A 24,878-nucleotide genomic window follows, 5' to 3' on the forward strand; every position below is an offset into this window, starting at 1 on the left:
ACAAAAAATGTGGGAGCGAACCTGCTCGTAATTGCGGATTATCAGTCAACTTCATCGTTGAAAGATAAACCGCAATTACGAGCAGGTTCGCTCCCACATTGTTTTTATAGTGGTGCTGATGTTCTCAGCCCGCCATCTGCAACCGGTTACGCCCTTCGCGCTTGGCGACGTACAACGCGCTGTCGGCCCGTCGCAATAAACTTTCGGCAGACTCTCCTGGCAGCAGGGTCGAGCATCCCAGGCTGACCGTCAGCTCAACCAGATTGCCGTCAGCTTTATAGTTCTCTGCCTGCGCCGCAAACCGCAGCCGTTCTCCGACCATGGCCGCTGCTTCCCGATTGGTATTGGAAAGCAGGATCAGGAATTCTTCGCCCCCAAAGCGAAACACCATGTCCACGTTGCGCAACTGATTCTTGATCGAGGCTGCGACAGCCTTGAGTACGTCATCGCCTGCGCTGTGTCCGTAGTTGTCATTTACATTTTTGAAATGATCGATATCCAGCATCAGTAGCGACAACGGCATCAAGTGCCTTCGCGACATCTCGATTTCACGCTGCAACGTCTGATCCATGGCGATGCGATTGCCAGTACCGGTCAGCGGATCGCGCAATGCGCTTTGAGTCGCTGCCCGGTAGAGCAGGGCGTTGCGGATCGGGAACAGCAAAGTGGGCAGCAACGATTCCAGCGAGGCCTGTTCGTATTCGCTGAATCGCTGGTTGCGGCGGAAAATCAGTTCACCCAGGTTCTCATCTTCATGAACGAGGCTATAGGTGACCGAATGATGGCCGCGCTGGCCGAGCTCCAGGCGCAAGTCGCTGGCGGAGTGCCTATAAGTCAGTGCATCCAGTGGCACGACACGCTGAATCTCGCGGAAGAAAAGTCCGAGAATGCGTTGTGGCTCAAGGCTGGTCTGCAGCTGCTGGCCAAGTTGCTGGCGCAATTGTGCGAGGCTGAATGGCCGCTCCAGAACGGGAGGCTTTTGACCAAAGCCCAGGCGTTGCAATTTGGCGTTATCGAAGTCAATTGCGTTGGTCTGGGATGGTGATTTCATATGGCGTGAGCCCCTAAGCAGTAAGGCTGTCTTACAGGCTGGGTGAGAGCGGCTTTGGGCTGCGCGTCATACTGGTCCATCAGTCCCGTAGGACATTTGGCGCAAGTTTAGTCCGCTTTGTCGAATATTAGTAACCTATCGACTGAGGCGTCCGCCCGATTGCTTTCACACGGCGTGTCTGAGCAAAGTTAGAGCGAAAGTCATGCCAATGAGTTCCTTCGGATAAAAATCCTTTTAAATCAATCTGTTGGGTGGTGGGCGGAAGTAATTTGCACAATAAGTGACGTCGAATTGACAGAAGTGGGTGTAATTGAGGCGTGCTTTCGGTGCCGCGCCGAGATTTCGACGCGGCACAAAAAGCGACGTGCGGCTGTTACTGGGCGTTGAAAGCCTGGCCATTGATGCCCGTGCTGTCCGGACCCATCAGGTACAGGTACACCGGCATGATTTCTTCCGGCGTAGGGTTATTCAGCGGATTTTCACCCGGATACGCTTGGGCACGCATGCTGGTGCGGGTGGCGCCGGGGTTGATGCTGTTGGAGCGAACCGGGGCGACGGTGTCGACTTCGTCAGCCAGGGTTTGCATCAAGCCTTCGGTTGCAAACTTGGACACGCCATAAGCGCCCCAGTAAGCGCGACCCTTGCGGCCCACGCTGCTGGAGGTGAACACCACCGACGCATCCTGGGACAACTTGAGCAGGGGCAGCAGGGTGCTGGTGAGCATGAACATGGCGTTGACGTTGATGTGCATGACGCGCATGAAGTTCTCGCCGGACAGCTGCTCGATCGGCGTGCGCGGACCAATGATCGAGGCGTTATGCAGCAAGCCGTCAAGGTGGCCGAACTCTGTTTCGATCATCGCGGCCAGCTCATCGTATTGATGGGGCAGGGCGGTTTCCAGGTTGAACGGGATCACGACCGGCTGAGGGTGCCCAGCGGCCTCGATGTCGTCATAGACCTGCGTCAGATTGGCTTCGGTCTTGCCCAGCAGCAGTACGGTGGCGCCATGGGCGGCATAGGTTTTCGCCGCTGCCGCGCCGATGCCGCGGCCCGCGCCGGTGACCAGGATGACCCGGTCCTTGAGCAGTTCAGGACGTGCGGAATAATCAAACATAAGAAACCTCAACAAAACAAAAGACAGATGGCGTCAGTCTCTTCGCCACATTGCCAGAACCTGAAACCGGCTCTCAGCAGCCACACAGGGCGCTATCGAGCACCTTGCGCAGCTCCAGAGGATGATCCACCACCACATCCGCCCCCCAATGCCGAGGGTTGTCCTCTGGGTGAATGTAGCCGTAGGTCACGGCCGCCGTTTTGGTGCCAGCATCACGCCCCGACTCGATATCGCGCAAATCGTCGCCCACGAACAGCACGCTGGCCGGGTCCAGGTCGAGCATCTTGCACGCCAGGATCAGCGGTTCCGGGTCTGGTTTGCTGTTCTTTACGTGATCCGGGCAGATCAACAAGGCAGAGCGTTCGGCCAGCCCGAGTTGCTGCATGATCGGCTCGGCGAAGCGCAGTGGCTTGTTGGTCACCACGCCCCAGATCAGATTGGCCTTCTCGATGTCGGCCAGCAGAGCGTCCATGCCGTCGAACAGCTTGCTGTGCACCGCGCAGCCGACCAGGTAGCGCTCCAGGAACTCCAGGCGAAGCTCCTCGAAGCCGGGCGATTCAGGGTCCATGGAGAAGGTCACCGCGACCATCGCCTTGGCGCCGCCGGAAATCTCGTCGCGAATGTGCTTGTCGTTCATCAGCGGCAAACCGCGATCGGCGCGCATCGCCTGACAAATGGCAATGAAGTCCGGCGCGGTGTCGAGCAGGGTGCCGTCCATGTCGAAAAGGACTGCTCTGATACGCATCGGCTTACTCCTCGCGCAGGGTCTGGATCATGTAATTGACGTCCACGTCGGCCGCCAGTTTGTAGTGCTTGGTCAGCGGGTTGTACGTCAGCCCGATGATGTCCTTGACGGTCAGGCCGGCCATGCGGCTCCAGGCGCCCAGTTCGGAAGGGCGGATGAATTTCTTGAAATCGTGAGTGCCGCGCGGCAGCAGCTTCATGATGTATTCGGCGCCGACGATGGCGAACAGGTACGCCTTCGGGTTGCGGTTGATGGTGGAGAAAAACACCTGGCCGCCGGGCTTGACCATGCGGAAGCAAGCGCGGATCACCGAGGACGGGTCCGGCACGTGTTCAAGCATTTCCAGGCAAGTGACCACATCAAACTGCTCGGGCATTTCTTCTGCCAGTGCTTCGGCAGTGATCTGCCGGTATTCGACGCTCACGCCCGATTCCAGTTGATGCAGTTGCGCGACTGCCAGTGGCGCCTCGCCCATGTCGATGCCCATGACGGTGGCGCCGCGCTGGGCCATGGCTTCGCTGAGGATGCCGCCGCCGCAACCGACGTCGAGGACTTTCTTGCCGGCCAGATTAACCCGTTCGTCAATCCAGTTGACCCGCAGCGGGTTAATGTCGTGCAGCGGTTTGAACTCGCTTTCGCGGTCCCACCAGCGATGCGCCAGGGCTTCGAATTTGGCGATTTCAGCGTAGTCGACGTTGCTCATGGTTCAGTCCTCTAAAACTTGAAAAATCCTGTTGCCCCGGGGGTGAGTCCGGAGTGCTTGCTATTCGGTGCGGCCGCTGATGCGCTGGCCCCAGGCCTTGGCCGTGGCGCAAAGTTGTTCTTCGTCCAGGCGGGTCAGGCAGCGGTCATCGAGCAGTTGCTTGCCGGCGACCCACAGGTGCTTCACGCAGTCCCGGCCGGTGGCGTAAATCAGTTGTGAAACCGGATCGTAGACAGGTTGCTGTGCCAGACCTGACAGATCGAATGCCACGATATCCGCTGCCTTGCCGATTTCCAGCGAGCCGACCTCATTCTCGATTCCCAGCGCACGGGCACCGTTGAGGGTGGCCATGCGCAACGCGCGGTGGGCGTCCAGCGCGGTGGCCGAGCCGGCGACAGCCTTGGCCAGCAATGCGGCGGTGCGCGTCTCGCCAAGCAGGTCGAGGTCGTTGTTACTGGCTGCACCATCGGTGCCGACCGCGACATTGACGCCCGCTTGCCACAGGCGCTCGACCGGACAAAAGCCGCTCGCGAGCTTGAGGTTGGATTCCGGGCAATGAATGACATTGGTGTTGCTTTCTACCAGCAACACCAGGTCTTCATCGCTGATCTGGGTCATGTGCACGGCCTGGAAGCGAGGTCCGAGCAGGCCCAGGCGACCGAGGCGAGCCAATGGGCGCTCACCGCGCTGTTCGACCGATTGCTGAACCTCGAAGGCGGTTTCATGGACGTGCATATGAATGGAGGCGTCCAGTTCTTCGGCAATCACCCGGATTTTCTCCAGGTTTTCATCGCCCACGGTGTACGGGGCATGGGGGCCGAAGGTCACTTTGATGCGCTCATGGTGCTTGAGATCGCCGAACAGTTCGACGCCCTGACGAATGGCTTCGTCGGCCGTGCTGGCGCCCGGGATGGGGAAGTCTAGGATCGGAATTGCGATTTGTGCCCGAATTCCGCTGTTGTGGACGCGCTCGCTGGCAACCTTCGGGAAGAAATACATGTCAGAGAAACAAGTGATGCCACCTTTTATCTGTTCGGCGATCGCAAGGTCGGTCCCGTCGCGTACAAAAGCTTCGTCGACCCATTTGGCTTCAGCGGGCCAAATGTAGTTTTCCAGCCAGGTCATCAACGGCAGATCGTCGGCCAGGCCGCGGAACAGCGTCATCGCCGCATGCCCGTGAGCATTGATCAGGCCGGGACAGAGCAGCACGTCCGGCAGCTCGCGCACTTCGGTTGCGTTAAGCTTCAGCGCAGCGGACCGCGGGCCGATAAACACAATGCGCCCGTCGCGGATGCCCAGGCCATGCTCTTTGAGGACAACGCCGGCGGGTTCGACGGGTACCAGCCAGGTCGGCAGCAATAACAGGTCGAGCGCAGCGGCAGTGTTGGGCATCGAGGGTCGGTTCCAGTGCTTTTGTAAAGGATGGCGAAGTATACCCGAGCGTCTTCGCGGGGGGATCGCTATAATCGGCGGCTTTTGTTCATGAGTGCGGGGTGTAGGATGCGCGATCGACTGTTGGCTGCGGAGAAGGTGAAGGCCATCGATTGGCGTGATGGCGCCCTGTACCTGCTGGATCAGCGTGTTTTGCCGTTCGAAGAAACGTGGATCGCCTACACCAGTGCAGCAGGGGTCGCCGAGGCGATCCGCTCGATGGTGGTTCGTGGTGCGCCGGCTATCGGTATCAGTGCGGCCTATGGCGTGGTACTGGCGGCGCGCACCCGATTTGCCAAGGGAGGCGACTGGCAGGCGGCGCTGGAAGAGGATTTCGCGCTGCTCGCCGACGCCCGCCCAACGGCGGTCAACCTGTTCTGGGCCTTGGGGCGTATGCGTGAACGGCTTGAGCGCTTGAAGCATCACGCCGATCCGCTGGCGGTGCTTGAAGCGGAAGCCATCGCCATCCACGAAAGTGATCGCGAAGCCAACCTGACCATGGCGCAGCTGGGGGTGGACCTGATCCGCAAACACCAGGGCAATGCGCAGGCGATCCTGACCCACTGCAACACTGGCGCACTGGCCACCGGCGGCTTTGGCACGGCGTTGGGAGTCATTCGCGGGGCCTTTATCGAAGGCATGGTCGAGCGCGTCTATGCCGACGAAACCCGTCCCTGGCTGCAAGGTTCACGGTTGACTGCCTGGGAGCTGGCCAATGAAGGCATTCCCGTGACCGTCAACGCCGACTCCGCCGCCGCGCACATCATGAAAACCAAAGGTGTGACCTGGGTGATCGTCGGCGCCGACCGGATCACCGCCAATGGCGACGTGGCGAACAAGATCGGTACCTATCAACTGGCGGTGAGCGCCATGCACCACGGCGTGCGCTTCATGGTGGTGGCGCCAAGTTCGACCATCGACATGAACCTCGCCAGCGGCGACGAAATTCCTATTGAAGAGCGCGATGGTCGCGAGTTGCTGGAAGTCGGCGGCAACCGGGTCGGGGCGGATGTCGATGCCTTCAATCCGGTGTTCGATGTAACGCCTGCGGACCTGATCGATGCGATCGTCACCGAAAAAGGCATCGTCGAGCGTCCCGATACGGCAAAACTGGCCCAGTTGATGTGCCGCAAGCGCTTGCATTGAAGACCTCCTGTGCCTAATAAACCGTAATCGCGAGCAGGCTCGCTCCCACACTGGATCCTTGTTGTGCCCGCTATTGTGGTCTCGCATCAATCACTGTGGGAGCGAGCCTGCTCGCGATGGGGGCCTGCTAGTCAACAAATAAGCGTCGATTTCCCCTGAAATTCACCTCTAAGCCTCTCTCGTCCCCTTTCAGCCTGTCACCGGTCAACTAACTATGCTCCATGCGCGTCTGGGGGATAGGTGCGTGGCGGCTCTTGTGATAACATCCGGCGTTTTCCGAGGCAGTCCCACGGGGTTGTCTTTACTGCGCAAATCCATGGTTCAACTTGTTGATTTGTCGTAAGTCGGTGCATGGCACTCAGCCTGCAGCGGCGAGCTTCGTTCGTCCCATATGGATGTGACGAAGTTTCACCAGAAAAAGGAATCGAGCTTCTCATGGGCGAACTGGCCAAAGAAATCCTCCCGGTCAATATCGAAGACGAGCTGAAGCAGTCCTACCTCGACTACGCGATGAGCGTAATTGTCGGGCGAGCCCTGCCGGATGCGCGCGATGGCTTGAAGCCCGTGCACCGGCGCGTGCTGTTCGCGATGAGCGAGCTGGGCAACGACTTCAACAAGCCGTACAAGAAATCTGCCCGTGTTGTCGGTGACGTAATCGGTAAGTACCACCCGCACGGTGATACCGCGGTGTACGACACCATCGTCCGCATGGCGCAGCCATTCTCCCTGCGCTACCTGCTGGTAGACGGCCAGGGTAACTTCGGTTCCGTGGACGGCGACAACGCCGCAGCCATGCGATACACCGAAGTGCGCATGACCAAGCTGGCGCACGAGCTGCTGGCTGACCTGCATAAAGAAACCGTGGACTGGGTGCCGAACTACGACGGCACCGAAATGATCCCGGCGGTCATGCCGACCCGTATTCCCAACCTGCTGGTCAACGGCTCCAGCGGTATCGCCGTGGGCATGGCGACCAACATCCCGCCACACAACCTCGGTGAAGTCATCGACGGTTGCCTGGCCCTCATCGACAACCCCGAGTTGACCATCGATGAGCTGATGCAATACATCCCCGGTCCGGACTTCCCGACCGCCGCGATCATCAACGGTCGTGCTGGCATCATCGAAGCCTACCGCACCGGTCGCGGTCGCATTTACATGCGCGCCCGCTCGATGATCGAAGACATCGACAAGGTCGGTGGCCGTCAACAGATCGTCATCACCGAACTCCCTTACCAGCTGAACAAGGCCCGTCTGATCGAGAAGATCGCCGAGCTGGTAAAAGAGAAGAAGCTGGAAGGCATCACCGAACTGCGCGACGAGTCCGACAAGGACGGTATGCGCGTCGTGATCGAACTGCGTCGTGGCGAAGTGCCTGAGGTGATCCTCAACAACCTCTACGCCCAGACCCAGCTGCAAGCTGTATTTGGTATCAACATCGTTGCGCTGATCGACGGCCGTCCACGGATCCTGAACCTCAAGGACCTGCTGGAAGCCTTCGTGCGTCACCGTCGCGAAGTCGTGACCCGCCGTACCGTGTTCGAGCTGCGTAAAGCCCGCGAACGTGGCCACATTCTGGAAGGTCAAGCGGTTGCACTGTCGAACATCGACCCGGTCATCGCCCTGATCAAAGCCTCGCCAACCCCGTCGGAAGCCAAGGAAGCGCTGATCAGCACAGCCTGGGAATCCTCTGCGGTTGTTGCGATGGTTGAACGTGCCGGTGCCGACTCGTGCCGTCCGGAGACCCTGGACCCACAATACGGTCTGCGCGACGGCAAGTACTTCCTGTCGCCGGAACAGGCGCAAGCCATTCTGGAACTGCGTCTGCACCGTCTGACCGGCCTGGAACACGAGAAGCTGCTGGCCGAGTATCAAGAGATCCTCAACCAGATCGGCGAACTGATCCGCATCCTCAGCAGCGCCACGCGCCTGATGGAAGTGATCCGCGAAGAACTGGAAGTGATCCGCGCCGAATACGGCGATGTGCGTCGCACCGAAATTCTCGATGCCCGTCTCGACCTGACCCTGGGTGACATGATCCCGGAAGAAGAGCGCGTCGTGACCATCTCCCACGGTGGCTACGCCAAGACCCAGCCATTGGCTGCGTACCAGGCTCAGCGTCGTGGCGGTAAAGGCAAATCGGCGACTGGCGTCAAGGATGAGGACTACATCGCTCACCTGCTGGTCGCCAACAGTCACACCACGCTGCTGCTGTTCTCCAGCAAGGGCAAAGTGTACTGGCTGAAAACCTATGAAATCCCGGAAGCGTCCCGTGCGGCCCGTGGTCGTCCACTGGTCAACCTGCTGCCGCTGGACAGTGATGAATACATCACCACCATGCTGCCGGTCGACGAATACACCGAAGGTCACTTCATCTTCATGGCCACTGCCAAAGGCACCGTGAAGAAGACCCCGCTGGAATCCTTCAGCCGTCAACGCAGCGTCGGCCTGATCGCGCTGGAGCTGGACGAAGGTGACGTACTGATTTCCGCCGCCATCACTGATGGCGAGCGTGAAGTCATGCTGTTCTCCGACGGCGGCAAGGTCACTCGCTTCAAGGAAACCGACGTTCGCGCCATGGGCCGTACCGCTCGTGGTGTTCGCGGCATGCGTCTGCCGGAAGGCCAGAAGCTGATTTCCATGCTGATCCCGGAAGAAGGCAGCCAGATCCTCACCGCTTCGGCCCGTGGTTTCGGCAAGCGCACGGCGATCACCGAGTTCCCTGAGTACAAGCGTGGCGGTCAGGGCGTTATCGCCATGGTCAGCAACGACCGTAATGGCCGTCTGGTCGGCGCGGTCCAGGTGCTCGACGGCGAGGAGATCATGCTGATTTCCGACCAGGGCACCCTGGTTCGTACTCGTGTCGACGAAGTGTCCAGCCTGGGTCGTAACACCCAGGGCGTGACCCTGATCAAACTGGCCAGCGATGAAACGCTGGTAGGTCTGGAGCGGGTTCAGGAGCCGTCGGAAGTCGAAGGCGAAGAGCTGGAAGGCGAAGAGGGCGAAGAGGGTGCAGTATTCGACGGTGAGATCGTGATTGACGACGTCGTCGAAGATCAGCAGCTCGACGCCGCAGCCGACGAAGAACCGCAGGAATAAGCGGGCAAACAGGGGGCGGATGAAAATTCGCCCCCTTGTTGTTTGTCCCAGTTGAAAATATCGACACCCACGAAGATCCTGTGTGGAAGGGCTTTTGTGGGAGCCGGGCTTGCCCGCGATGCAGGCACCGCGGTGTGTCTTGCGTACTGCGGTGATGCAATCGCAGGCAAGCCAGCTCCCACAAAAGCTTGCTCCAGCAGGGTCTGTATTGACTGATATCGTGATTTTTATTGCGTGATACCACCAAATCAGAGCGAGATTGGATGTGAGCAAGAGAGCCTATAACTTCTGTGCCGGTCCTGCGGCACTTCCCGAAGCTGTCCTGCAGCGCGCCCAGGGTGAACTCCTTGATTGGCACGGCAAGGGCCTCTCGGTCATGGAAATGAGCCATCGCAGTGATGAGTTCGTGTCCATCGCCACCAAGGCCGAGCAGGATCTGCGTGATCTGCTGAATATCCCCTCGAACTATAAAGTGCTGTTTCTGCAAGGTGGCGCCAGCCAGCAATTTGCCCAGATTCCGCTGAACCTGTTGCCGGAAAACGGCACTGCCGACTATATCGACACTGGTATCTGGTCGCAGAAAGCCATCGAAGAAGCCTCGCGCTACGGCCGCGTCAACGTTGCCGCTACCGCCAAGCCTTACGACTATTTTGCTATCCCGGGCCAGAATGAATGGAGCCTGTCCAAGGACGCGGCCTACGTTCACTACGCGCCGAACGAAACCATCGGCGGCCTGGAATTCCAGTGGATTCCCGAAACCGGTGACGTACCGCTGGTGGCTGACATGTCCTCGGACATCCTGTCGCGTCCAGTCGATGTTTCGCGCTTCGGCATGATCTACGCCGGTGCCCAGAAAAACATCGGCCCGAGTGGCATCGTCGTCAACATCGTTCGCGAAGACCTGCTGGGTCACGCCCGTTCCATTTGCCCGACCATGCTCAACTACAAGGTCGCGGCCGACAACGGCTCGATGTACAACACTCCGCCGACCCTGGCCTGGTACTTGTCCGGCCTGGTATTCGAGTGGCTGAAAGAGCAGGGTGGTGTTGAAGCCATCGGCAAGCTCAATGAAGTGAAGCAACGCACGCTGTACGACTTCATCGACGCCAGTGGCTTGTACAGCAACCCGATCAACAAGTCGGACCGCTCGTGGATGAACGTGCCGTTCCGTCTGGCTGACGACCGTCTGGACAAGCCATTCCTGGCCGGTGCCGACGAGCGTGGCCTGTTGAACCTCAAGGGGCATCGCTCGGTGGGCGGCATGCGCGCCTCCATCTATAACGCCGTCGACATCGTTGCGGTTAACGCACTGGTTTCGTACATGGCAGAGTTCGAGAAGGAACACGGCTAATGTCTGAGCAAGAACTCAAGGCACTGCGCCTGCGCATTGATGCCCTGGACGAGAAGGTCCTGGAGCTGATCAGTGAGCGCGCACGCTGCGCCCAGGAAGTTGCGCGAGTAAAGATGGCCTCGCTGGCCGAAGGCGAAGTGCCGGTGTTCTATCGTCCTGAGCGTGAAGCCCAGGTGCTCAAGCGCGTGATGGAGCGCAATCAGGGTCCGTTGGGCAACGAAGAGATGGCGCGATTGTTTCGCGAAATCATGTCCTCGTGCCTGGCGCTTGAGCAGCCGCTGAAAGTGGCTTACCTCGGCCCCGAAGGCACCTTCACCCAGGCGGCGGCCATGAAGCATTTCGGCCACGCCGTGATCAGCAAGCCGATGGCGGCGATCGACGAAGTGTTCCGTGAAGTGGCGGCCGGTGCGGTGAACTTTGGCGTGGTCCCTGTGGAAAACTCCACCGAAGGCGCGGTCAACCACACCCTCGACAGCTTCCTCGAGCACGACATGGTCATCTGTGGCGAAGTTGAGCTGCGGATTCACCATCACTTGCTGGTGGGTGAAAACACCAAGACCGACAGCATCAGCCGCATCTATTCCCACGCCCAGTCCCTGGCCCAGTGCCGCAAGTGGCTGGATGCCCATTACCCGAATGTCGAGCGCGTGGCGGTGTCGAGCAACGCCGAGGCGGCCAAGCGGGTCAAGGGAGAGTGGAACTCGGCGGCGATTGCCGGCGACATGGCCGCAGGCTTGTACGGGCTGACCCGTCTGGCCGAAAAAATCGAGGATCGTCCGGACAACTCCACGCGATTCCTGATGATCGGCAGTCAGGAAGTGCCGCCGACAGGCGACGACAAGACTTCGATCATCGTCTCCATGAGCAACAAACCCGGCGCGCTTCACGAGTTGCTGGTGCCGTTCCACGACAATGGCATCGACCTGACGCGGATCGAAACCCGTCCTTCGCGCAGCGGCAAATGGACCTACGTGTTCTTCATCGATTTCGTCGGCCACCATCGCGACCCGCTGGTCAAAGGTGTGCTGGAAAAGATCAGTCAGGAAGCAGTGGCACTCAAAGTGCTGGGTTCCTACCCGAAAGCAGTTCTCTAAGGGGTAGCAAATGAGTGGTGACTTCCTCGCTCTGGCACAGCCGGGCGTGCAACAACTTTCGCCGTACGTCCCGGGCAAACCCGTGGACGAACTGGCGCGTGAACTGGACCTCGATCCAGCCAGCATCGTCAAATTGGCCAGCAACGAAAATCCGCTGGGTGCCAGTCCAAAGGCTTTGGCGGCCATTCGCGACGCGCTGGCCGAGCTGACCCGTTATCCGGACGGCAACGGTTTTGCACTCAAGACCCTGCTGGCGCAACAGTGCCGTGTCGAGCTCAATCAAGTGACGCTGGGCAATGGCTCCAACGACATTCTCGAGCTGGTGGCTCGTGCCTATCTGGCGCCGGGCCTGAACGCCGTGTTCAGCGAGCACGCGTTTGCGGTCTATCCGATCGTGACCCAGGCCGTGGGTGCCGAGGCAAAAGTGATCCCGGCCAAAGACTGGGGTCATGATCTGTCGGCCATGCTGGCGGCGATCGATGCCAATACTCGCGTGGTCTTTATCGCCAACCCGAACAACCCGACCGGGACCTGGTTCGATGCCGAGGCGCTGGACGAATTCCTCCAGGACGTACCGGCACACGTGCTGGTGGTGTTGGACGAGGCCTACATCGAATACGCCGAAGGCAGCGATTTGCCGGACGGCCTGGATTATCTGGCGGCTTACCCGAACCTGCTGGTTTCGCGCACGTTCTCCAAGGCTTACGGCCTGGCGGCGCTGCGGGTGGGTTATGGTCTGTCCACCGCTGTGGTCGCGGACGTGCTGAACCGTGTGCGTCAGCCGTTCAACGTCAACAGCCTGGCCTTGGCCGCTGCGTGCGCGGCCTTGCAAGACAACGATTACCTGGCCGAAAGCCGTCGTTTGAACGAATCCGGCATGCAGCAACTGGAGGCGGGTTTTCGTCTGTTGGGGCTGAGCTGGATTCCGTCCAAGGGCAATTTCATTTGCGTCGATGTGGGTCGTGTTGCGGCGCCGGTGTTCCAGGGACTGTTGCGCGAAGGCGTGATCGTGCGTCCGGTGGCCAATTACGGAATGCCGAACCACCTGCGTATCACCATCGGTTTGCCGGCTGAAAACAGTCGCTTCCTTGAGGCGCTGACCAAGGTTCTGGCTCGTGGGTGATGTCACTGCTCTGCAATCTGCTGAACCTATGATCGGTCGCCTTGTGGTGGTCGGTTTGGGGTTGATTGGCGGTTCGTTTGCCAAGGGGCTGCGTGAAAGTGGCCTGTGTCGCGAAGTGGTCGGGGTCGATCTCGACCCGCAGTCACGCAAGCTGGCGGTTGAGTTGGGCGTGGTGGATCGCTGCGAAGACGACCTGGCTGTTGCCTGCCAGGGCGCAGACGTGATTCAGCTGGCCGTGCCGATCCTGGCGATGGAGAAAATGCTCGGGCGATTGGCTGGCATGGACCTTGGGCAAGCGATTCTGACCGACGTCGGCAGCGCCAAAGGCAATGTCGTTCGCGCGGCCACCGAGGCGTTTGGCGGTATGCCTGCGCGTTTCGTGCCTGGGCACCCGATTGCCGGATCCGAGCAGAGCGGGGTGGAAGCTTCCAACTCGGACCTGTTCCGTCGCCATAAAGTGATTCTTACGCCGCTGGATCAAACCGATCCGGCCGCGCTGGCGGTGGTCGACCGTTTGTGGCGTGAATTGGGCGCCGACGTCGAGCACATGCAGGTTGAGCGTCATGACGAAGTGTTGGCGGCAACCAGCCATTTGCCGCACTTGCTGGCGTTCGGTTTGGTCGATTCACTGGCCAAGCGCAATGAAAATCTTGAGATCTTCCGTTACGCTGCCGGCGGTTTCCGCGATTTCACAAGAATCGCGGGGAGCGACCCGGTCATGTGGCACGACATCTTCCTCGCCAACCGCGAAGCTGTCCTGCGCACACTCGATACATTTCGCAGCGACCTCGACGCCTTGCGCGACGCGGTCGATGCAGGGGATGGGCACCAATTGTTGGGCGTATTCACTCGCGCCCGGGTTGCCCGCGAACATTTCAGTAAAATCCTGGCCCGCCGGGCTTATGTGGACGCTATGAATTCCAACGACCTGATTTTCCTGGCACAACCTGGTGGCCGCCTGACTGGGCGGATTCGTGTACCGGGCGATAAATCGATTTCCCACCGTTCGATCATGCTGGGCTCCCTGGCTGAAGGCGTCACCGAAGTCGAAGGCTTCCTCGAGGGCGAAGACGCCCTGGCGACCCTGCAAGCTTTCCGTGACATGGGCGTCGTGATCGAAGGTCCGCACCACGGTCGCGTGACCATCCACGGCGTCGGCCTGCACGGCTTGAAGCCTGCGCCGGGCCCGATCTATCTGGGCAACTCCGGCACTTCGATGCGTCTGCTGTCGGGCCTGCTGGCTGCGCAGAGCTTCGACAGCACCCTGACTGGTGATGCCTCGCTGTCCAAGCGTCCGATGAATCGCGTGGCCAACCCGCTGCGTGAAATGGGCGCTGTGATCGAGACCGCTGCTGAGGGTCGTCCACCGATGACCATTCGTGGCGGCAATAAGCTCAAAGGCTTGACTTACACCATGCCGATGGCCAGCGCCCAGGTTAAATCCTGCCTGCTGTTGGCGGGTCTGTACGCCGAAGGCAAGACCACTGTCACTGAGCCGGCGCCGACGCGCGACCACACCGAGCGCATGCTGCGTGGTTTCGGCTATCCGGTAAGCGTCAACGGCGCGACTGCGTCGGTCGAGTCCGGCCACAAGCTGACCGCGACCCATATCGAAGTGCCGGGTGATATCTCGTCGTCGGCGTTCTTCCTGGTGGCAGCGTCGATCGCTGAAGGTTCGGAGCTGGTGCTTGAGCACGTCGGCATCAACCCGACCCGTACCGGCGTGATCGACATACTGCGTCTGATGGGCGCTGACATCACCCTGGAAAACCAGCGTGAAGTGGGCGGTGAACCCGTAGCAGATTTGCGCGTGCGGGCAGCTAAACTCAAAGGTATAGAGATTCCGGAAGCGCTGGTGCCACTGGCCATTGACGAATTCCCGGTGCTGTTCGTGGCGGCGGCCTGCGCTGAAGGGCGCACCGTTCTGCGTGGTGCCGAAGAATTGCGCGTCAAGGAATCGGACCGTATTCAGGTCATGGCCGATGGCTTGCTGGCCTTGGGCGTGAAATGCGAACCGACTCCGGACGGCATCATCATCGACGGCGGCCAGATTGGCGGCGGCGAAGTGCATGGTCACGGCGATCATCGGATTGCCATGGCTTTCAGTGTGGCTTCACTGCGTGCCACTGCCCCGATCCGTATTCATGATTGTGCCAACGTCGCGACGTCGTTCCCGAACTTCCTCGCGTTGTGCGCGCAAGTCGGTATCCGTGTAGCGCAAGAGGCACAGTCGTGATTATCAAGCCACCGGTCATCACCATCGACGGGCCCAGCGGTTCGGGCAAGGGCACGATTGCCGGGATTCTGGCAAAGCGTCTGGGCTGGTGCCTGCTGGATTCCGGTGCGTTGTACCGTTTGCTGGCATTCGCGGCACGCAATCACGGTGTTGATCTGACCAATGAAGAGTCGCTGAAACTGCTGGCCGCTCATCTGGATGTGCAGTTCGTCGGAGCGACAGAAGGGCATCCGCAGCGGATCATTCTTGAAGGTGACGATGTCACTGATGATTTGCGCAACGAGCAGGTGGGCGCCTGGGCTTCCCAGGTCGCCGCGTTGCCCGCCGTTCGCGACGCTCTGCTTCAGCGTCAGCGGGCGTTTCAGGAACCTCCGGGCTTGGTCGCCGATGGCCGCGATATGGGCACGGTGGTTTTCCCGGATGCGCCGCTGAAGATATTCCTCACTGCCAGTGCCGAGGAACGTGCGCGCCGTCGATACTTGCAGTTGAAGGGCAAAGTCGATGGTGTTAGTCTGTCGAGTCTGCTAGATGAGATACGTGTTCGCGATGAGCGTGACACCCAGCGAGCGGTAGCCCCGCTCAAGCCGGCGGCTGACGCCATACAGCTGGATTCCACGGAATTATCCATCGAGCAGGTGCTGGAACGCATCATGAGCGAGATCGCCATTCGCGATATCGCCGGGTGACCAAGAAGCTTTGCAGGGGACCAGTCATAGTCTTGCAAGGCTTCTTTAAATGAACATAACCCACGTCGTCTGGGATGTGGAGATGGGCGTATCCTTCGCCCTTATTCAACAGGAATTAAAATGAGCGAAAGCTTTGCGGAACTCTTTGAAGAAAGCCTAAAAACCCTGAACCTTCAGGCAGGCTCCATCATCACCGGTGTTATCGTTGATATCGATTACCAAGCTCGCTGGGTAACCGTTCACGCTGGCCTGAAGTCTGAAGCACTCATCCCGCTTGAGCAGTTCTACAACGATGCTGGCGAACTGACTATCAACGTCGGTGACGAAGTTCACGTTGCTCTGGACTCGGTTGAAGACGGCTTTGGTGAAACCAAGCTGTCCCGTGAAAAAGCCAAGCGCGCTGAATGCTGGATTGTTCTGGAAGCAGCCTTCGCAGCCGAAGAAGTGGTCAAGGGCGTTATCAACGGTAAGGTTAAAGGCGGCTTCACTGTCGACGTTAACGGCATCCGTGCGTTCCTGCCAGGTTCTCTGGTTGACGTCCGTCCTGTGCGCGACACCACGCACCTGGAAGGCAAAGAGCTGGAATTCAAGGTCATCAAACTCGACCAGAAACGCAACAACGTTGTCGTTTCCCGTCGTAGCGTCCTCGAAGCCGAGAACTCCGCTGAGCGTGAAGCTCTGCTGGAATCCCTGCAGGAAGGCCAACAAGTCAAAGGTATCGTCAAGAACCTCACCGATTACGGCGCATTCGTCGATCTGGGTGGCGTCGATGGCCTGCTGCACATTACCGACATGGCTTGGAAGCGTATCAAGCATCCTTCCGAAATCGTCAACGTTGGCGACGAGATCGATGTCAAGGTTCTGAAGTACGATCGCGAACGCAATCGTGTTTCCCTGGGCCTCAAGCAACTGGGCGAAGATCCATGGGTTGCTATCAAAGCCCGTTACCCAGAAGGCACTCGTGTTACCGCTCGCGTCACCAACCTGACCGACTACGGCTGCTTCGCTGAGCTGGAAGAAGGCGTTGAAGGCCTGGTACACGTTTCCGAAATGGACTGGACCAACAAGAACATCCACCCTTCGAAAGTCGTACAAGTCGGCGACGAAGTGGAAGTTATGGTTCTGGACATCGACGAAGAGCGTCGTCGTATCTCCCTGGGCATCAAGCAGTGCAAATCTAACCCATGGGAAGATTTCTCTGGCCAGTTCAACAAGGGCGATAAAATCTCCGGCACCATCAAGTCGATCACCGATTTCGGTATCTTCATTGGTCTGGACGGCGGCATCGACGGTCTGGTTCACCTGTCCGACATCTCCTGGAACGAAGTGGGCGAAGAAGCCGTTCGCCGCTTCAAGAAGGGCGACGAGCTGGACACCGTTATCCTGTCGGTTGACCCAGAGCGCGAGCGCATCTCCCTGGGTATCAAGCAACTGGAAAGCGATCCGTTCTCCGAATACGTTCAAGAGAACGATAAAGGCGCCATCGTTAAAGGCATCGTGAAAGAAGTTGACGCTAAAGGCGCCATCATCACTCTGGCCGACGATATCGAAGCGACTCTGAAAGCCTCCGAAATCAGCCGTGACCGCGTTGAAGACGCGCGCAACGTTCTGAAAGAAGGCCAGGAAGTAGAAGCCAAGATCATCAGCGTTGATCGTAAGAGCCGCGTAATTCAGCTGTCGATCAAATCGAAAGACGATGCTGAAGAGAAAGAAGCCATCCAGAGCCTGAAAACTGCTCCGGAAGGTGAAGCTGCAGCTGACACCACCATGGCGGCACTGCTGCGCCAGGCAATGGCCAAACAGAACTAAGTTCTGTAGGACCATAGAAAAAGGGCGACTTCGGTCGCCCTTTTTTGTGCCCGGGATTTGACGGATTTGCCTGACATGGTTAACCCATGTGGGGAAGGTGTGAAACCATTAACCTCGACAAGTTGTCCGATTCTTTAATCGGATCAATCGTTTATTAGCAGCTAACCTTTTAGTCTGTAGCGAACGACAGTCGGGCGGGCCGTCCGGCGTAAGGAAGTGAATGAACAAGCTCATTGTCGCAATAGCAGTACTGACATTGGCGGGCTGTACTACAAATGCCAAGACTCACGTTGTGCGCGGAGTCAGTGGTATCGAGATTGATTGTTCGGGGTTGGGATCCGGGTGGGAGAAATGTATCAAGCGTGCGAACAAGGAGTGTAAGGCGTCGGGTTATAAGGTCGTGGCGAGGTCTGATGATGCCAAGGAGGAAGATGAGTTTCCGTTTGGCTTCAATCCTGCTGGCTATCTGACGCGCACCATGCTGGTTATTTGTAGATAAGCGATGATGAGCGGTGCGGTCGGTGTTTTGAAGCCTTGGTGTCGGGTGCTCCAGTGCTGGCAAATATATGTGAAAACCCGGGCTGTTCAAATTCATCCGGGCGTGCTAAAACCTTTGAAGCGCTGATCTAGCTGCTTGAAAAAGAAGGGAAAAATATGACGAAGTCGGAGTTGATCGAACGAATTGTCACCCATCAAGGGCTGCTCTCATCAAAAGATGTGGAGCTGGCCATCAAGACCATGCTTGAGCAAATGTCCCAATGTCTGGCCACGGGTGATCGTATCGAGATCCGTGGGTTTGGCAGCTTCTCCCTGCACTACCGCGCACCGCGCGTAGGCCGTAATCCGAAAACCGGTCAATCGGTTAGTCTGGATGGCAAATTCGTTCCGCATTTCAAGCCAGGTAAAGAGCTGCGTGATCGTGTGAACGAAGATGAGGAGGAGGGGCTTTGACGGCTGTCGTAATTCAAGGAGCCGCTCATGCGTAATCTCAAGCGCGTATTGCTCGCCATATTGGTTTTGTTGCTGGTTTTAGCGACACTTGCTTTTGTTCTCGAAAATCAGCAATCGGTATCCTTGTTGTTTCTAGGATGGGAAGGGCCGCGGTTGCCGGTATCGCTGATCATGGTTCTTTCGCTGCTGATCGGCATGGTGATCGGACCGATTCTTGGTTGGTTCCTGGGACGTACGTCCAAGGCGTCGCGCAAGCGTTTGGTCTGAATGCGACAATCGCATGACGCACGTTGAATTTGCGTCACAGCTTGTCTATATCCATTAGTAAAACCTTCATTTAGCTGTAAAATGCTGCGGTTGTCCGATGGTGGCATATTCCCACGTCGGTTCAGACTGACTCTGTCAGAAGCCTCAGCGAATTTGATGGCTTTTGCATTCATGGATTCGACAGTGCTCGGTTGGCGGCCCTGTCAGCAACTCAAGGGTATGGTTTCGCGTGAAAATTCTAGTTACCGGCGGCGCCGGGTTTATTGGCTCGGCGGTCATCCGTCATATCATCTCCAACACCACTGACGCTGTCGTCAACGTCGATAAGCTGACTTATGCCGGCAATCTTGAGTCCTTGGCCGAGGTCAGCGAAGACCCGCGCTATGCATTCGAACGCGTCGATATCTGCGACCGCGATCAAATTGACCGTGTCCTGCGTGAACACCAACCGGATGCCATCATGCACCTGGCCGCAGAGTCCCACGTTGATCGCTCGATCTCCGGCCCGTCCGAGTTCATCCAGACCAATATTATTGGCACTTACACCCTGCTTGAAGCTGCGCGCCACTACTGGTCGGCGCTGGATGATGTGCGTAAAGCCAGCTTCCGCTTTCACCACATTTCGACTGACGAAGTTTACGGAGACCTTGAAGGTCCGGAAGACCTCTTCACCGAAACAACGCCGTATCAGCCAAGTTCGCCTTACTCCGCGAGCAAGGCCAGTTCCGATCACCTGGTTCGCGCCTGGAGCCGAACTTATGGCTTGCCGACCCTGGTCACCAACTGCTCGAACAACTATGGCCCATGCCACTTCCCTGAGAAGCTGATCCCGCTGATCATTCTCAATGCGCTGGAAGGCAAGCCGCTGCCGGTCTACGGCAAGGGTAATCAGGTCCGTGACTGGTTGTACGTCGAAGACCATGCTCGTGCACTGTACAAGGTCGTGACCGAAGGCGTTATCGGCGAGACGTACAACATTGGTGGCCATAACGAAAAGCAAAACATCGAAGTCGTGAACACCTTGTGTGCGCTGCTCGACGAATTGCGTCCGGATTCCGCCTATCGGCCACATGCCAGCCTGATTACTTACGTTCAGGATCGTCCCGGTCACGACCAGCGTTACGCCATCGACGCCAGCAAAATCCAGCGCGAGCTAGGTTGGACGCCAGAAGAGACTTTCGAAACCGGCATCCGCAAGACTGTCGAGTGGTACCTCAGTAATACCGAGTGGGTCGCTCACGTGAAGAGCGGCAGCTATCAGCAATGGATCGACCAGAACTATAGTGATCGTTCGAGCAAGGCATGAAGATCCTCCTGCTCGGAAAAAACGGACAGGTGGGGTGGGAGCTGCAGCGCTCCCTGGCGCCGCTTGGCGAGTTGATTGCCCTGGATCGTCATGCGGTTGATGGCTTGTGTGGCGACCTGGCTGACCTTGACGCATTGCGTGCGACGATCCGCAAGGTCAAGCCCGACGTTATCGTCAATGCCGCGGCTTACACTGCCGTCGATAAAGCTGAGTCCGAGACTGAGTTGGCGGACCGTGTGAATGCTCAGGCAAGTGGGGTCATGGCTGAAGAGGCTGTTTCCCTGGGCGCCTGGTTGATTCATTACTCGACTGACTATGTGTTCAGTGGGCAGGGTTCAAAGGCTTGGGAAGAAACCGATCCAGTCGCCCCGGTGAATCACTACGGCGCCAGCAAGCTGGCTGGCGAACAAGCGATTACGGCCTCTGGTTGCAAGCATTTGATCTTTCGCACCAGTTGGGTCTATGGCGCTCGCGGCAACAACTTCGCCAAAACCATGCTGCGTTTGGCCAAGGATCGCGAAACCTTAAGCGTTATCGCCGACCAGATTGGAGCTCCGACGGGCGCAGACCTGATTGCCGACGTAACAGCGTTGACCCTTCAGCAGATTTTGCACCGTCCCGAGCTATCGGGTTTGTACCACTTGGCTGCCAGCGGTGAAGTTTCATGGCACGGCTATGCCAGCCACGTGATCGAATTTGCCAAAGCCAGCGGTGAACAGCTCGCCGTCATGGCGATTGACCCGATCGAAACGACCGCTTATCCAACACCTGCACGTCGCCCCCTGAATTCGCGTTTGAATACTCAGAAGCTGCGTGACAATTTTTCTCTACACTTGCCGGATTGGCAAAGTGGTGTAACTCGAATGCTTAGGGAAGTTCTGAACAAATGACCACGACAAATCGTAAAGGCATCATCCTCGCTGGCGGCTCGGGCACTCGTCTGCATCCGTTGACCCTTGGTGTTTCCAAACAGATGCTGCCGATCTACGACAAGCCGATGATCTTCTATCCGCTGTCGGTGCTGATGCTTGCGGGCATGCGCGAAATCCTGATTATCTCTACGCCTGAAGACTTGCCATGTTTCCGCAAATTGCTGGGTGACGGCAGCCTTTACGGCATCAAGCTGACCTATGCCGAACAACCTAGTCCGGATGGTCTGGCACAAGCCTTCATCATTGGCGAAGAGTTCATCGGCGAAGATCCTTGCTGCCTCATCTTGGGCGACAACATCTTTTACGGTCAGCATTTCTCGGACAACCTGCGTTCCGCCAGCTCTCAACAGCATGGCGCTACCGTATTTGGCTACCACGTCTCCGACCCGGAGCGCTTCGGTGTTGTCGAGTTCGACAAAACCGGTCGCGCTCTAAGCATTGAAGAGAAGCCGCTGAAGCCAAAATCCAACTATGCAGTGACCGGCCTGTACTTCTACGACAATGATGTTGTCAAGATCGCCAAGAGCATTAAGCCGTCCGAGCGTGGCGAGTTGGAAATCACCGACGTTAACCGGGCCTACCTTGAGCAGAACACCCTCAATGTAGAAATGCTCGGACGCGGTTTTGCCTGGCTGGACACGGGGACTCACGACTCGTTGCTCGAGGCCAGTCACTTCGTGCACACGATCGAGCAGCGTCAAGGCTTGAAAGTGGCCTGCCTGGAGGAGATCGCCTACAACAACGGTTGGATTACCGGTGAACAGTTGGGCGCTCAGGCCGATAAGTTGAAGAAGACTGGCTATGGTCAGTACCTGCAAAAACTGCTGGATTTGGATTCCCTCTGAGTCGAGAGGGTCTACTTTCAAACCTAGCGTTTAATCAGTGCAAGCAGGAATAGCATGCCAGTAAAACATCCCAAGGTTGCGGTTTTGCTGGCTGCGTACAACGGAATGCAGTGGATTGAGGAGCAACTGGTCTCGATTCTCGGCCAGTTATCGGTCGACGTCACCCTGCACATTAGCATTGACCCCTCTACTGACGGCACCGAGGCGTGGTGTAAAGCTTATGCGGCTGAGCATCCAGCAGTTGTAGTGCTTCCGGATGCCAGCCGCTTCGGCGGAGCATCGCGCAACTTCTTTCGGTTGATCCGGGACGTTGACTTCGATGGCTACGACTTCGTCGCCTTTGCCGACCAGGACGACATCTGGTATCCCGACAAGCTGCACAGAGCAACCCAAACGTTGCAGGTACGAGGAGTAGATGCCTACTCCAGTAACGTGACGGCGTTCTGGCCAAACGGCAGAACCCTGCTGCTGGACAAGGCGCAGCCTCAGGTCGCTTGGGATTCTTTGTTTGAGGCAGCCGGTCCTGGCTGTACCTATGTCTTTGGAAAAACCCTGGCAGAAGCCTTGAAAGGCTCGATGCTCGCCAACTGGCAGCAGCTGCAAGGTGTCACTCTGCATGACTGGTATTGCTATGCCTTTGCGCGCAGTCATGGTTATCGTTGGTACATCGACCCGATACCCGGCATGGATTACCGGCAGCACGAACGTAATCAGGTCGGTGCCAACACAGGTCTGAGTCCGTTGATCGCTCGTTACAAAACCATTCATGACGGTTGGTGGTTCGGTCAGGTTGACCTGATTGCAGATCTGGTGGGGCAGGGGACGAAGCCCTTTGAAGGCGCCTTGCTGCAATTGCGGCGTACGGAACTGATGAAGCTGTCCTTCAGTGCCTGGCAATGCAGGCGCCGGGTACGGGACAAGATTTTCTTCTTTTTTATCTGTTGGTTCACCGCGTTGATAGGAAACAAAGCTCAATGACAGCCCCAAAGGTATTGGTCACAGGGGCAGGCGGTTTCGTGGGTGAGGCGCTGGTTTTCAGGATGTTGGTGGGCAAACAGTTCGCTCCGATCGCAGCCGCTCGCAGTCCCACCCGGTTACAGGGTTTGTGCCCGGTTGTACCCTTTGATCTGAATGATCCTGAAGCCTTGCCTGAGTTGAAGGATGTAAGTGCGGTCGTCCATGCGGCGGCCAGAGTTCATGTAATGAACGAAATCGCTTCTGATGCCTTGGCTGAGTTTCGCAAGGCCAATGTGGAGGGGACGCTTCGGTTGGCAAAGCGCGCCGCTGAATCGGGAGTCAAACGCTTCATCTTCATCAGTTCGATCAAGGTCAATGGCGAAAGCACCCTGCCAGGCAAACCGTTCAAGGCTGATGATACTCCGGCCCCGGTGGATCCTTATGGCGTCTCCAAGCACGAGGCTGAACAAGGCCTGAGACAACTTGCTCGTGAAACCGGTATGGAAGTGGTGATTATTCGCCCGCCATTGATCTATGGGGCGGGTGTTAAAGCCAATTTTCTGAGTATGCTGCGCTGGCTCAACAAAGGTATTCCGCTACCGTTGGGAGCGGTCCGGAATCAGCGTAGCCTTGTGGCGATCGGAAACCTGGTGGACCTTGTAATCACCTGTATCGATCATCCTGGCGCAGCGAACCAAACTTTTTTGGTCAGTGATGGCCAGGACTTGTCCACCACTGAAATGCTACGTCGCCTGGGCGATGCGCTCGGGAGGAAGGCCTGGCTCTTGCCATTGCCAGAGTGGTTGCTGGTGGCGGCGGCTTCGGCAATGGGAAAGCAATCCGTTGCTCAACGGATCTGCGGGTCATTGCAGGTCGACATCAGCAAAAATCGTGAATTATTGGGGTGGACACCTCCCATCAACATGGATGAAGCCATGCGCCAAACCGCAGATCACTATCTGGATGCGCAAACGAAATGACTTTTTTGTGGCTGCTACTAGCAGTATTCGTTGTTTCCTGGGGGCTGACGCTTGTTTTACGTCGTTATGCCCTGGCCAATAGCTTGATGGATACACCAAACGAGCGCAGCTCTCACTCTGTGCCGACTCCTCGGGGTGGAGGTGTAGCTATTGTTGTCTCCTTTCTGTTGGCGCTTCTGATCCTTCGCGGTCTTGATTTGATGAGCCTGGCGACGCTGGTTGGTTTGCTGGGGAGCGGCTTGTTGGTCGCGCTTATCGGGTTTGCCGATGATCACGGGCATATCGCCGCAAGGTGGCGCCTATTAGGCCATTTTGCTGCCTCAATATGGGCGTTATATTGGCTGGGAGGCTCTCCTGGCGTCACGGTCTTTGGCCTCACCCTTGATCCAGGGTGGATTGGAAATATTTTGTTTGTGCTGTATTTGGTCTGGATGCTGAATCTTTACAACTTCATGGATGGCATTGATGGCTTGGCCAGTGCTGAAGCGATCAGTGTCTGCCTCGGAATGTTACTGGTCTATTGGTTTAGCGCAAACCTCGAACTGGCGTGGGGTCCTCTGGCTCTGGTGGCAGCGGTCGCGGGTTTTCTCTGTTGGAACTATCCGCCGGCAAAAATTTTCATGGGGGACGCAGGCAGCGGTTTTTTGGGGATTGTATTGGCAGGGATGTCGATTGAGGCAGCCTCCAGGTCGCCCGAGTTGCTCTGGAGCTGGTTGATCATGCTTGGCGTTTTCATTGTTGATGCGACGTGGACCCTGATGCGCAGGCTTTTGCGAGGTGAAAAAGTGTATGAAGCCCACCGCAGTCATGGTTACCAATATGCCTCTCGCAAGCACCGTAGCCATAAAACAGTAACGCTGGCATCGATCGCTATCAATTTTGTATGGCTCATGCCGTTATCGATCGCTGTAGCAAGTGGCTGGATTCCCGGATTTTTTGGTATGGTCGTAGCTTATGCGCCACTGCTGTTTATCGCACGCACCTACAAAGCAGGAGAGCCGGAGCAAGTAGTGTAATTAAAAAGCGTCAAAACACATATCAACACGGGTTTG

The 24,878-nt window shown here is 57.6% G+C and carries 22 protein-coding genes; 17 read left to right on the forward strand and 5 right to left on the reverse strand.

Translation table 11 applies throughout. The annotated features are described in order from the left end of the window. Positions 1-124 precede the first annotated feature (124 nt). The 5 genes from QRN31_RS04650 to QRN31_RS04670 form a co-directional block, all read right to left on the reverse strand. Positions 125-1,051, reverse strand: coding sequence for a GGDEF domain-containing protein (locus tag QRN31_RS04650; RefSeq protein WP_285430497.1), 927 nt, complete (start codon positions 1,049-1,051; stop codon positions 125-127). A gap of 373 nt (positions 1,052-1,424) precedes the next feature. Next, positions 1,425-2,165, reverse strand: coding sequence for a YciK family oxidoreductase (locus QRN31_RS04655; protein WP_222587938.1), 741 nt, complete (start codon positions 2,163-2,165; stop codon positions 1,425-1,427). Between the two features lie 73 nt (positions 2,166-2,238). Then, complete coding sequence (gene mupP, locus QRN31_RS04660; protein WP_285430498.1) at positions 2,239-2,910, reverse strand: N-acetylmuramic acid 6-phosphate phosphatase MupP; 672 nt, start codon at positions 2,908-2,910, stop codon at positions 2,239-2,241. A 4-nt stretch (positions 2,911-2,914) separates the two neighbouring features. Then, a complete protein-coding gene (gene ubiG, locus QRN31_RS04665) occupies positions 2,915-3,613 on the reverse strand; it encodes a bifunctional 2-polyprenyl-6-hydroxyphenol methylase/3-demethylubiquinol 3-O-methyltransferase UbiG (protein WP_046042598.1) in 699 nt (232 codons plus the stop codon). Between the two features lie 60 nt (positions 3,614-3,673). Further along, positions 3,674-5,005: a TRZ/ATZ family hydrolase gene (locus tag QRN31_RS04670; protein ID WP_285430499.1), complete on the reverse strand. Its 1,332-nt coding sequence runs from the start codon at positions 5,003-5,005 to the stop codon at positions 3,674-3,676. A gap of 108 nt (positions 5,006-5,113) precedes the next feature. On the opposite strand from QRN31_RS04670, the gene mtnA reads away from it, so the two are divergent. The 17 genes from mtnA (at position 5,114) to QRN31_RS04755 (ending at position 24,842) form a co-directional block, all read left to right on the forward strand. Beyond that, positions 5,114-6,190 (forward strand): S-methyl-5-thioribose-1-phosphate isomerase, encoded by a 1,077-nt coding sequence (gene mtnA, locus QRN31_RS04675; protein ID WP_285430500.1) that lies wholly within the window; start codon positions 5,114-5,116, stop codon positions 6,188-6,190. Positions 6,191-6,625: 435 nt separating this feature from the next. Continuing rightward, positions 6,626-9,289 (forward strand): DNA gyrase subunit A, encoded by a 2,664-nt coding sequence (gyrA, locus tag QRN31_RS04680; RefSeq protein WP_285430501.1) that lies wholly within the window; start codon positions 6,626-6,628, stop codon positions 9,287-9,289. Between the two features lie 265 nt (positions 9,290-9,554). Then, positions 9,555-10,640, forward strand: coding sequence for a 3-phosphoserine/phosphohydroxythreonine transaminase (gene serC / locus QRN31_RS04685; RefSeq protein WP_259152588.1), 1,086 nt, complete (start codon positions 9,555-9,557; stop codon positions 10,638-10,640). Then, positions 10,640-11,734, forward strand: a complete 1,095-nt coding sequence (gene pheA, locus QRN31_RS04690; RefSeq protein ID WP_007899727.1) for a prephenate dehydratase — start codon at positions 10,640-10,642, stop codon at positions 11,732-11,734. The genes serC and pheA overlap by 1 nt, the downstream gene beginning before the upstream one ends. A gap of 10 nt (positions 11,735-11,744) precedes the next feature. After that, positions 11,745-12,857, forward strand: coding sequence for a histidinol-phosphate transaminase (gene hisC, locus QRN31_RS04695; protein ID WP_285430502.1), 1,113 nt, complete (start codon positions 11,745-11,747; stop codon positions 12,855-12,857). 28 nt (positions 12,858-12,885) lie between these two features. Further along, the gene (locus QRN31_RS04700) at positions 12,886-15,093 is read left to right on the forward strand and encodes a bifunctional prephenate dehydrogenase/3-phosphoshikimate 1-carboxyvinyltransferase (protein WP_285430503.1); all 2,208 of its coding nucleotides are present in this window, start codon (positions 12,886-12,888) and stop codon (positions 15,091-15,093) included. Then, a complete protein-coding gene (gene cmk, locus QRN31_RS04705; RefSeq protein WP_090186583.1) occupies positions 15,090-15,779 on the forward strand; it encodes a (d)CMP kinase in 690 nt (229 codons plus the stop codon). Before QRN31_RS04700 ends, cmk begins: the two co-directional genes overlap by 4 nt. 120 nt (positions 15,780-15,899) lie before the next feature. Continuing rightward, positions 15,900-17,588: a 30S ribosomal protein S1 gene (gene rpsA, locus QRN31_RS04710; RefSeq protein ID WP_208669354.1), complete on the forward strand. Its 1,689-nt coding sequence runs from the start codon at positions 15,900-15,902 to the stop codon at positions 17,586-17,588. A 220-nt stretch (positions 17,589-17,808) separates the two neighbouring features. Beyond that, the gene (locus QRN31_RS04715) at positions 17,809-18,087 is read left to right on the forward strand and encodes a hypothetical protein (RefSeq protein WP_285430504.1); all 279 of its coding nucleotides are present in this window, start codon (positions 17,809-17,811) and stop codon (positions 18,085-18,087) included. A gap of 155 nt (positions 18,088-18,242) precedes the next feature. Then, positions 18,243-18,539 (forward strand): integration host factor subunit beta, encoded by a 297-nt coding sequence (gene ihfB / locus QRN31_RS04720; RefSeq protein ID WP_003369729.1) that lies wholly within the window; start codon positions 18,243-18,245, stop codon positions 18,537-18,539. A 27-nt stretch (positions 18,540-18,566) separates the two neighbouring features. Then, a complete protein-coding gene (locus QRN31_RS04725) occupies positions 18,567-18,806 on the forward strand; it encodes a LapA family protein (RefSeq protein ID WP_285430505.1) in 240 nt (79 codons plus the stop codon). Between the two features lie 229 nt (positions 18,807-19,035). Beyond that, a complete protein-coding gene (rfbB, locus tag QRN31_RS04730) occupies positions 19,036-20,112 on the forward strand; it encodes a dTDP-glucose 4,6-dehydratase (RefSeq protein WP_285430506.1) in 1,077 nt (358 codons plus the stop codon). Beyond that, a complete protein-coding gene (gene rfbD, locus QRN31_RS04735) occupies positions 20,109-21,002 on the forward strand; it encodes a dTDP-4-dehydrorhamnose reductase (RefSeq protein WP_285430507.1) in 894 nt (297 codons plus the stop codon). Before rfbB ends, rfbD begins: the two co-directional genes overlap by 4 nt. Next, positions 20,999-21,889, forward strand: coding sequence for a glucose-1-phosphate thymidylyltransferase RfbA (gene rfbA, locus QRN31_RS04740; RefSeq protein WP_285430508.1), 891 nt, complete (start codon positions 20,999-21,001; stop codon positions 21,887-21,889). The genes rfbD and rfbA overlap by 4 nt, the downstream gene beginning before the upstream one ends. Before the next feature lie 54 nt (positions 21,890-21,943). Next, on the forward strand, positions 21,944-22,867 hold the full coding sequence (locus QRN31_RS04745; RefSeq protein ID WP_285430509.1) for a glycosyltransferase: 924 nt from the start codon (positions 21,944-21,946) through the stop codon (positions 22,865-22,867). Then, positions 22,864-23,826 (forward strand): UDP-glucose 4-epimerase family protein, encoded by a 963-nt coding sequence (locus QRN31_RS04750; protein WP_285430510.1) that lies wholly within the window; start codon positions 22,864-22,866, stop codon positions 23,824-23,826. Before QRN31_RS04745 ends, QRN31_RS04750 begins: the two co-directional genes overlap by 4 nt. Continuing rightward, positions 23,823-24,842, forward strand: coding sequence for an MraY family glycosyltransferase (locus QRN31_RS04755; RefSeq protein WP_285430511.1), 1,020 nt, complete (start codon positions 23,823-23,825; stop codon positions 24,840-24,842). Before QRN31_RS04750 ends, QRN31_RS04755 begins: the two co-directional genes overlap by 4 nt. Positions 24,843-24,878 lie beyond the last annotated feature (36 nt).

The sequence above is a fragment of the Pseudomonas sp. fls2-241-R2A-110 genome, assembly GCF_030209165.1.
Classification (GTDB): Bacteria; Pseudomonadota; Gammaproteobacteria; order Pseudomonadales; family Pseudomonadaceae; genus Aquipseudomonas.

Excerpts from the sequence above, each read along its gene's own strand:
- QRN31_RS04650 (WP_285430497.1), bottom strand. The coding sequence starts at position 1,051 with ATGAAATCACCATCCCAGACCAACGCAATTGACTTCGATAACGCCAAA.
- QRN31_RS04655 (WP_222587938.1), bottom strand. The coding sequence starts at position 2,165 with ATGTTTGATTATTCCGCACGTCCTGAACTGCTCAAGGACCGGGTCATC.
- mupP (WP_285430498.1), bottom strand. The coding sequence starts at position 2,910 with ATGCGTATCAGAGCAGTCCTTTTCGACATGGACGGCACCCTGCTCGAC.
- ubiG (WP_046042598.1), bottom strand. The coding sequence starts at position 3,613 with ATGAGCAACGTCGACTACGCTGAAATCGCCAAATTCGAAGCCCTGGCG.
- QRN31_RS04670 (WP_285430499.1), bottom strand. The coding sequence starts at position 5,005 with ATGCCCAACACTGCCGCTGCGCTCGACCTGTTATTGCTGCCGACCTGG.
- mtnA (WP_285430500.1), top strand. The coding sequence starts at position 5,114 with ATGCGCGATCGACTGTTGGCTGCGGAGAAGGTGAAGGCCATCGATTGG.
- gyrA (WP_285430501.1), top strand. The coding sequence starts at position 6,626 with ATGGGCGAACTGGCCAAAGAAATCCTCCCGGTCAATATCGAAGACGAG.
- pheA (WP_007899727.1), top strand. The coding sequence starts at position 10,640 with ATGTCTGAGCAAGAACTCAAGGCACTGCGCCTGCGCATTGATGCCCTG.
- hisC (WP_285430502.1), top strand. The coding sequence starts at position 11,745 with ATGAGTGGTGACTTCCTCGCTCTGGCACAGCCGGGCGTGCAACAACTT.
- QRN31_RS04700 (WP_285430503.1), top strand. The coding sequence starts at position 12,886 with ATGATCGGTCGCCTTGTGGTGGTCGGTTTGGGGTTGATTGGCGGTTCG.
- rpsA (WP_208669354.1), top strand. The coding sequence starts at position 15,900 with ATGAGCGAAAGCTTTGCGGAACTCTTTGAAGAAAGCCTAAAAACCCTG.
- QRN31_RS04715 (WP_285430504.1), top strand. The coding sequence starts at position 17,809 with ATGAACAAGCTCATTGTCGCAATAGCAGTACTGACATTGGCGGGCTGT.
- ihfB (WP_003369729.1), top strand. The coding sequence starts at position 18,243 with ATGACGAAGTCGGAGTTGATCGAACGAATTGTCACCCATCAAGGGCTG.
- QRN31_RS04725 (WP_285430505.1), top strand. The coding sequence starts at position 18,567 with ATGCGTAATCTCAAGCGCGTATTGCTCGCCATATTGGTTTTGTTGCTG.
- rfbD (WP_285430507.1), top strand. The coding sequence starts at position 20,109 with ATGAAGATCCTCCTGCTCGGAAAAAACGGACAGGTGGGGTGGGAGCTG.
- rfbA (WP_285430508.1), top strand. The coding sequence starts at position 20,999 with ATGACCACGACAAATCGTAAAGGCATCATCCTCGCTGGCGGCTCGGGC.
- QRN31_RS04745 (WP_285430509.1), top strand. The coding sequence starts at position 21,944 with ATGCCAGTAAAACATCCCAAGGTTGCGGTTTTGCTGGCTGCGTACAAC.
- QRN31_RS04750 (WP_285430510.1), top strand. The coding sequence starts at position 22,864 with ATGACAGCCCCAAAGGTATTGGTCACAGGGGCAGGCGGTTTCGTGGGT.
- QRN31_RS04755 (WP_285430511.1), top strand. The coding sequence starts at position 23,823 with ATGACTTTTTTGTGGCTGCTACTAGCAGTATTCGTTGTTTCCTGGGGG.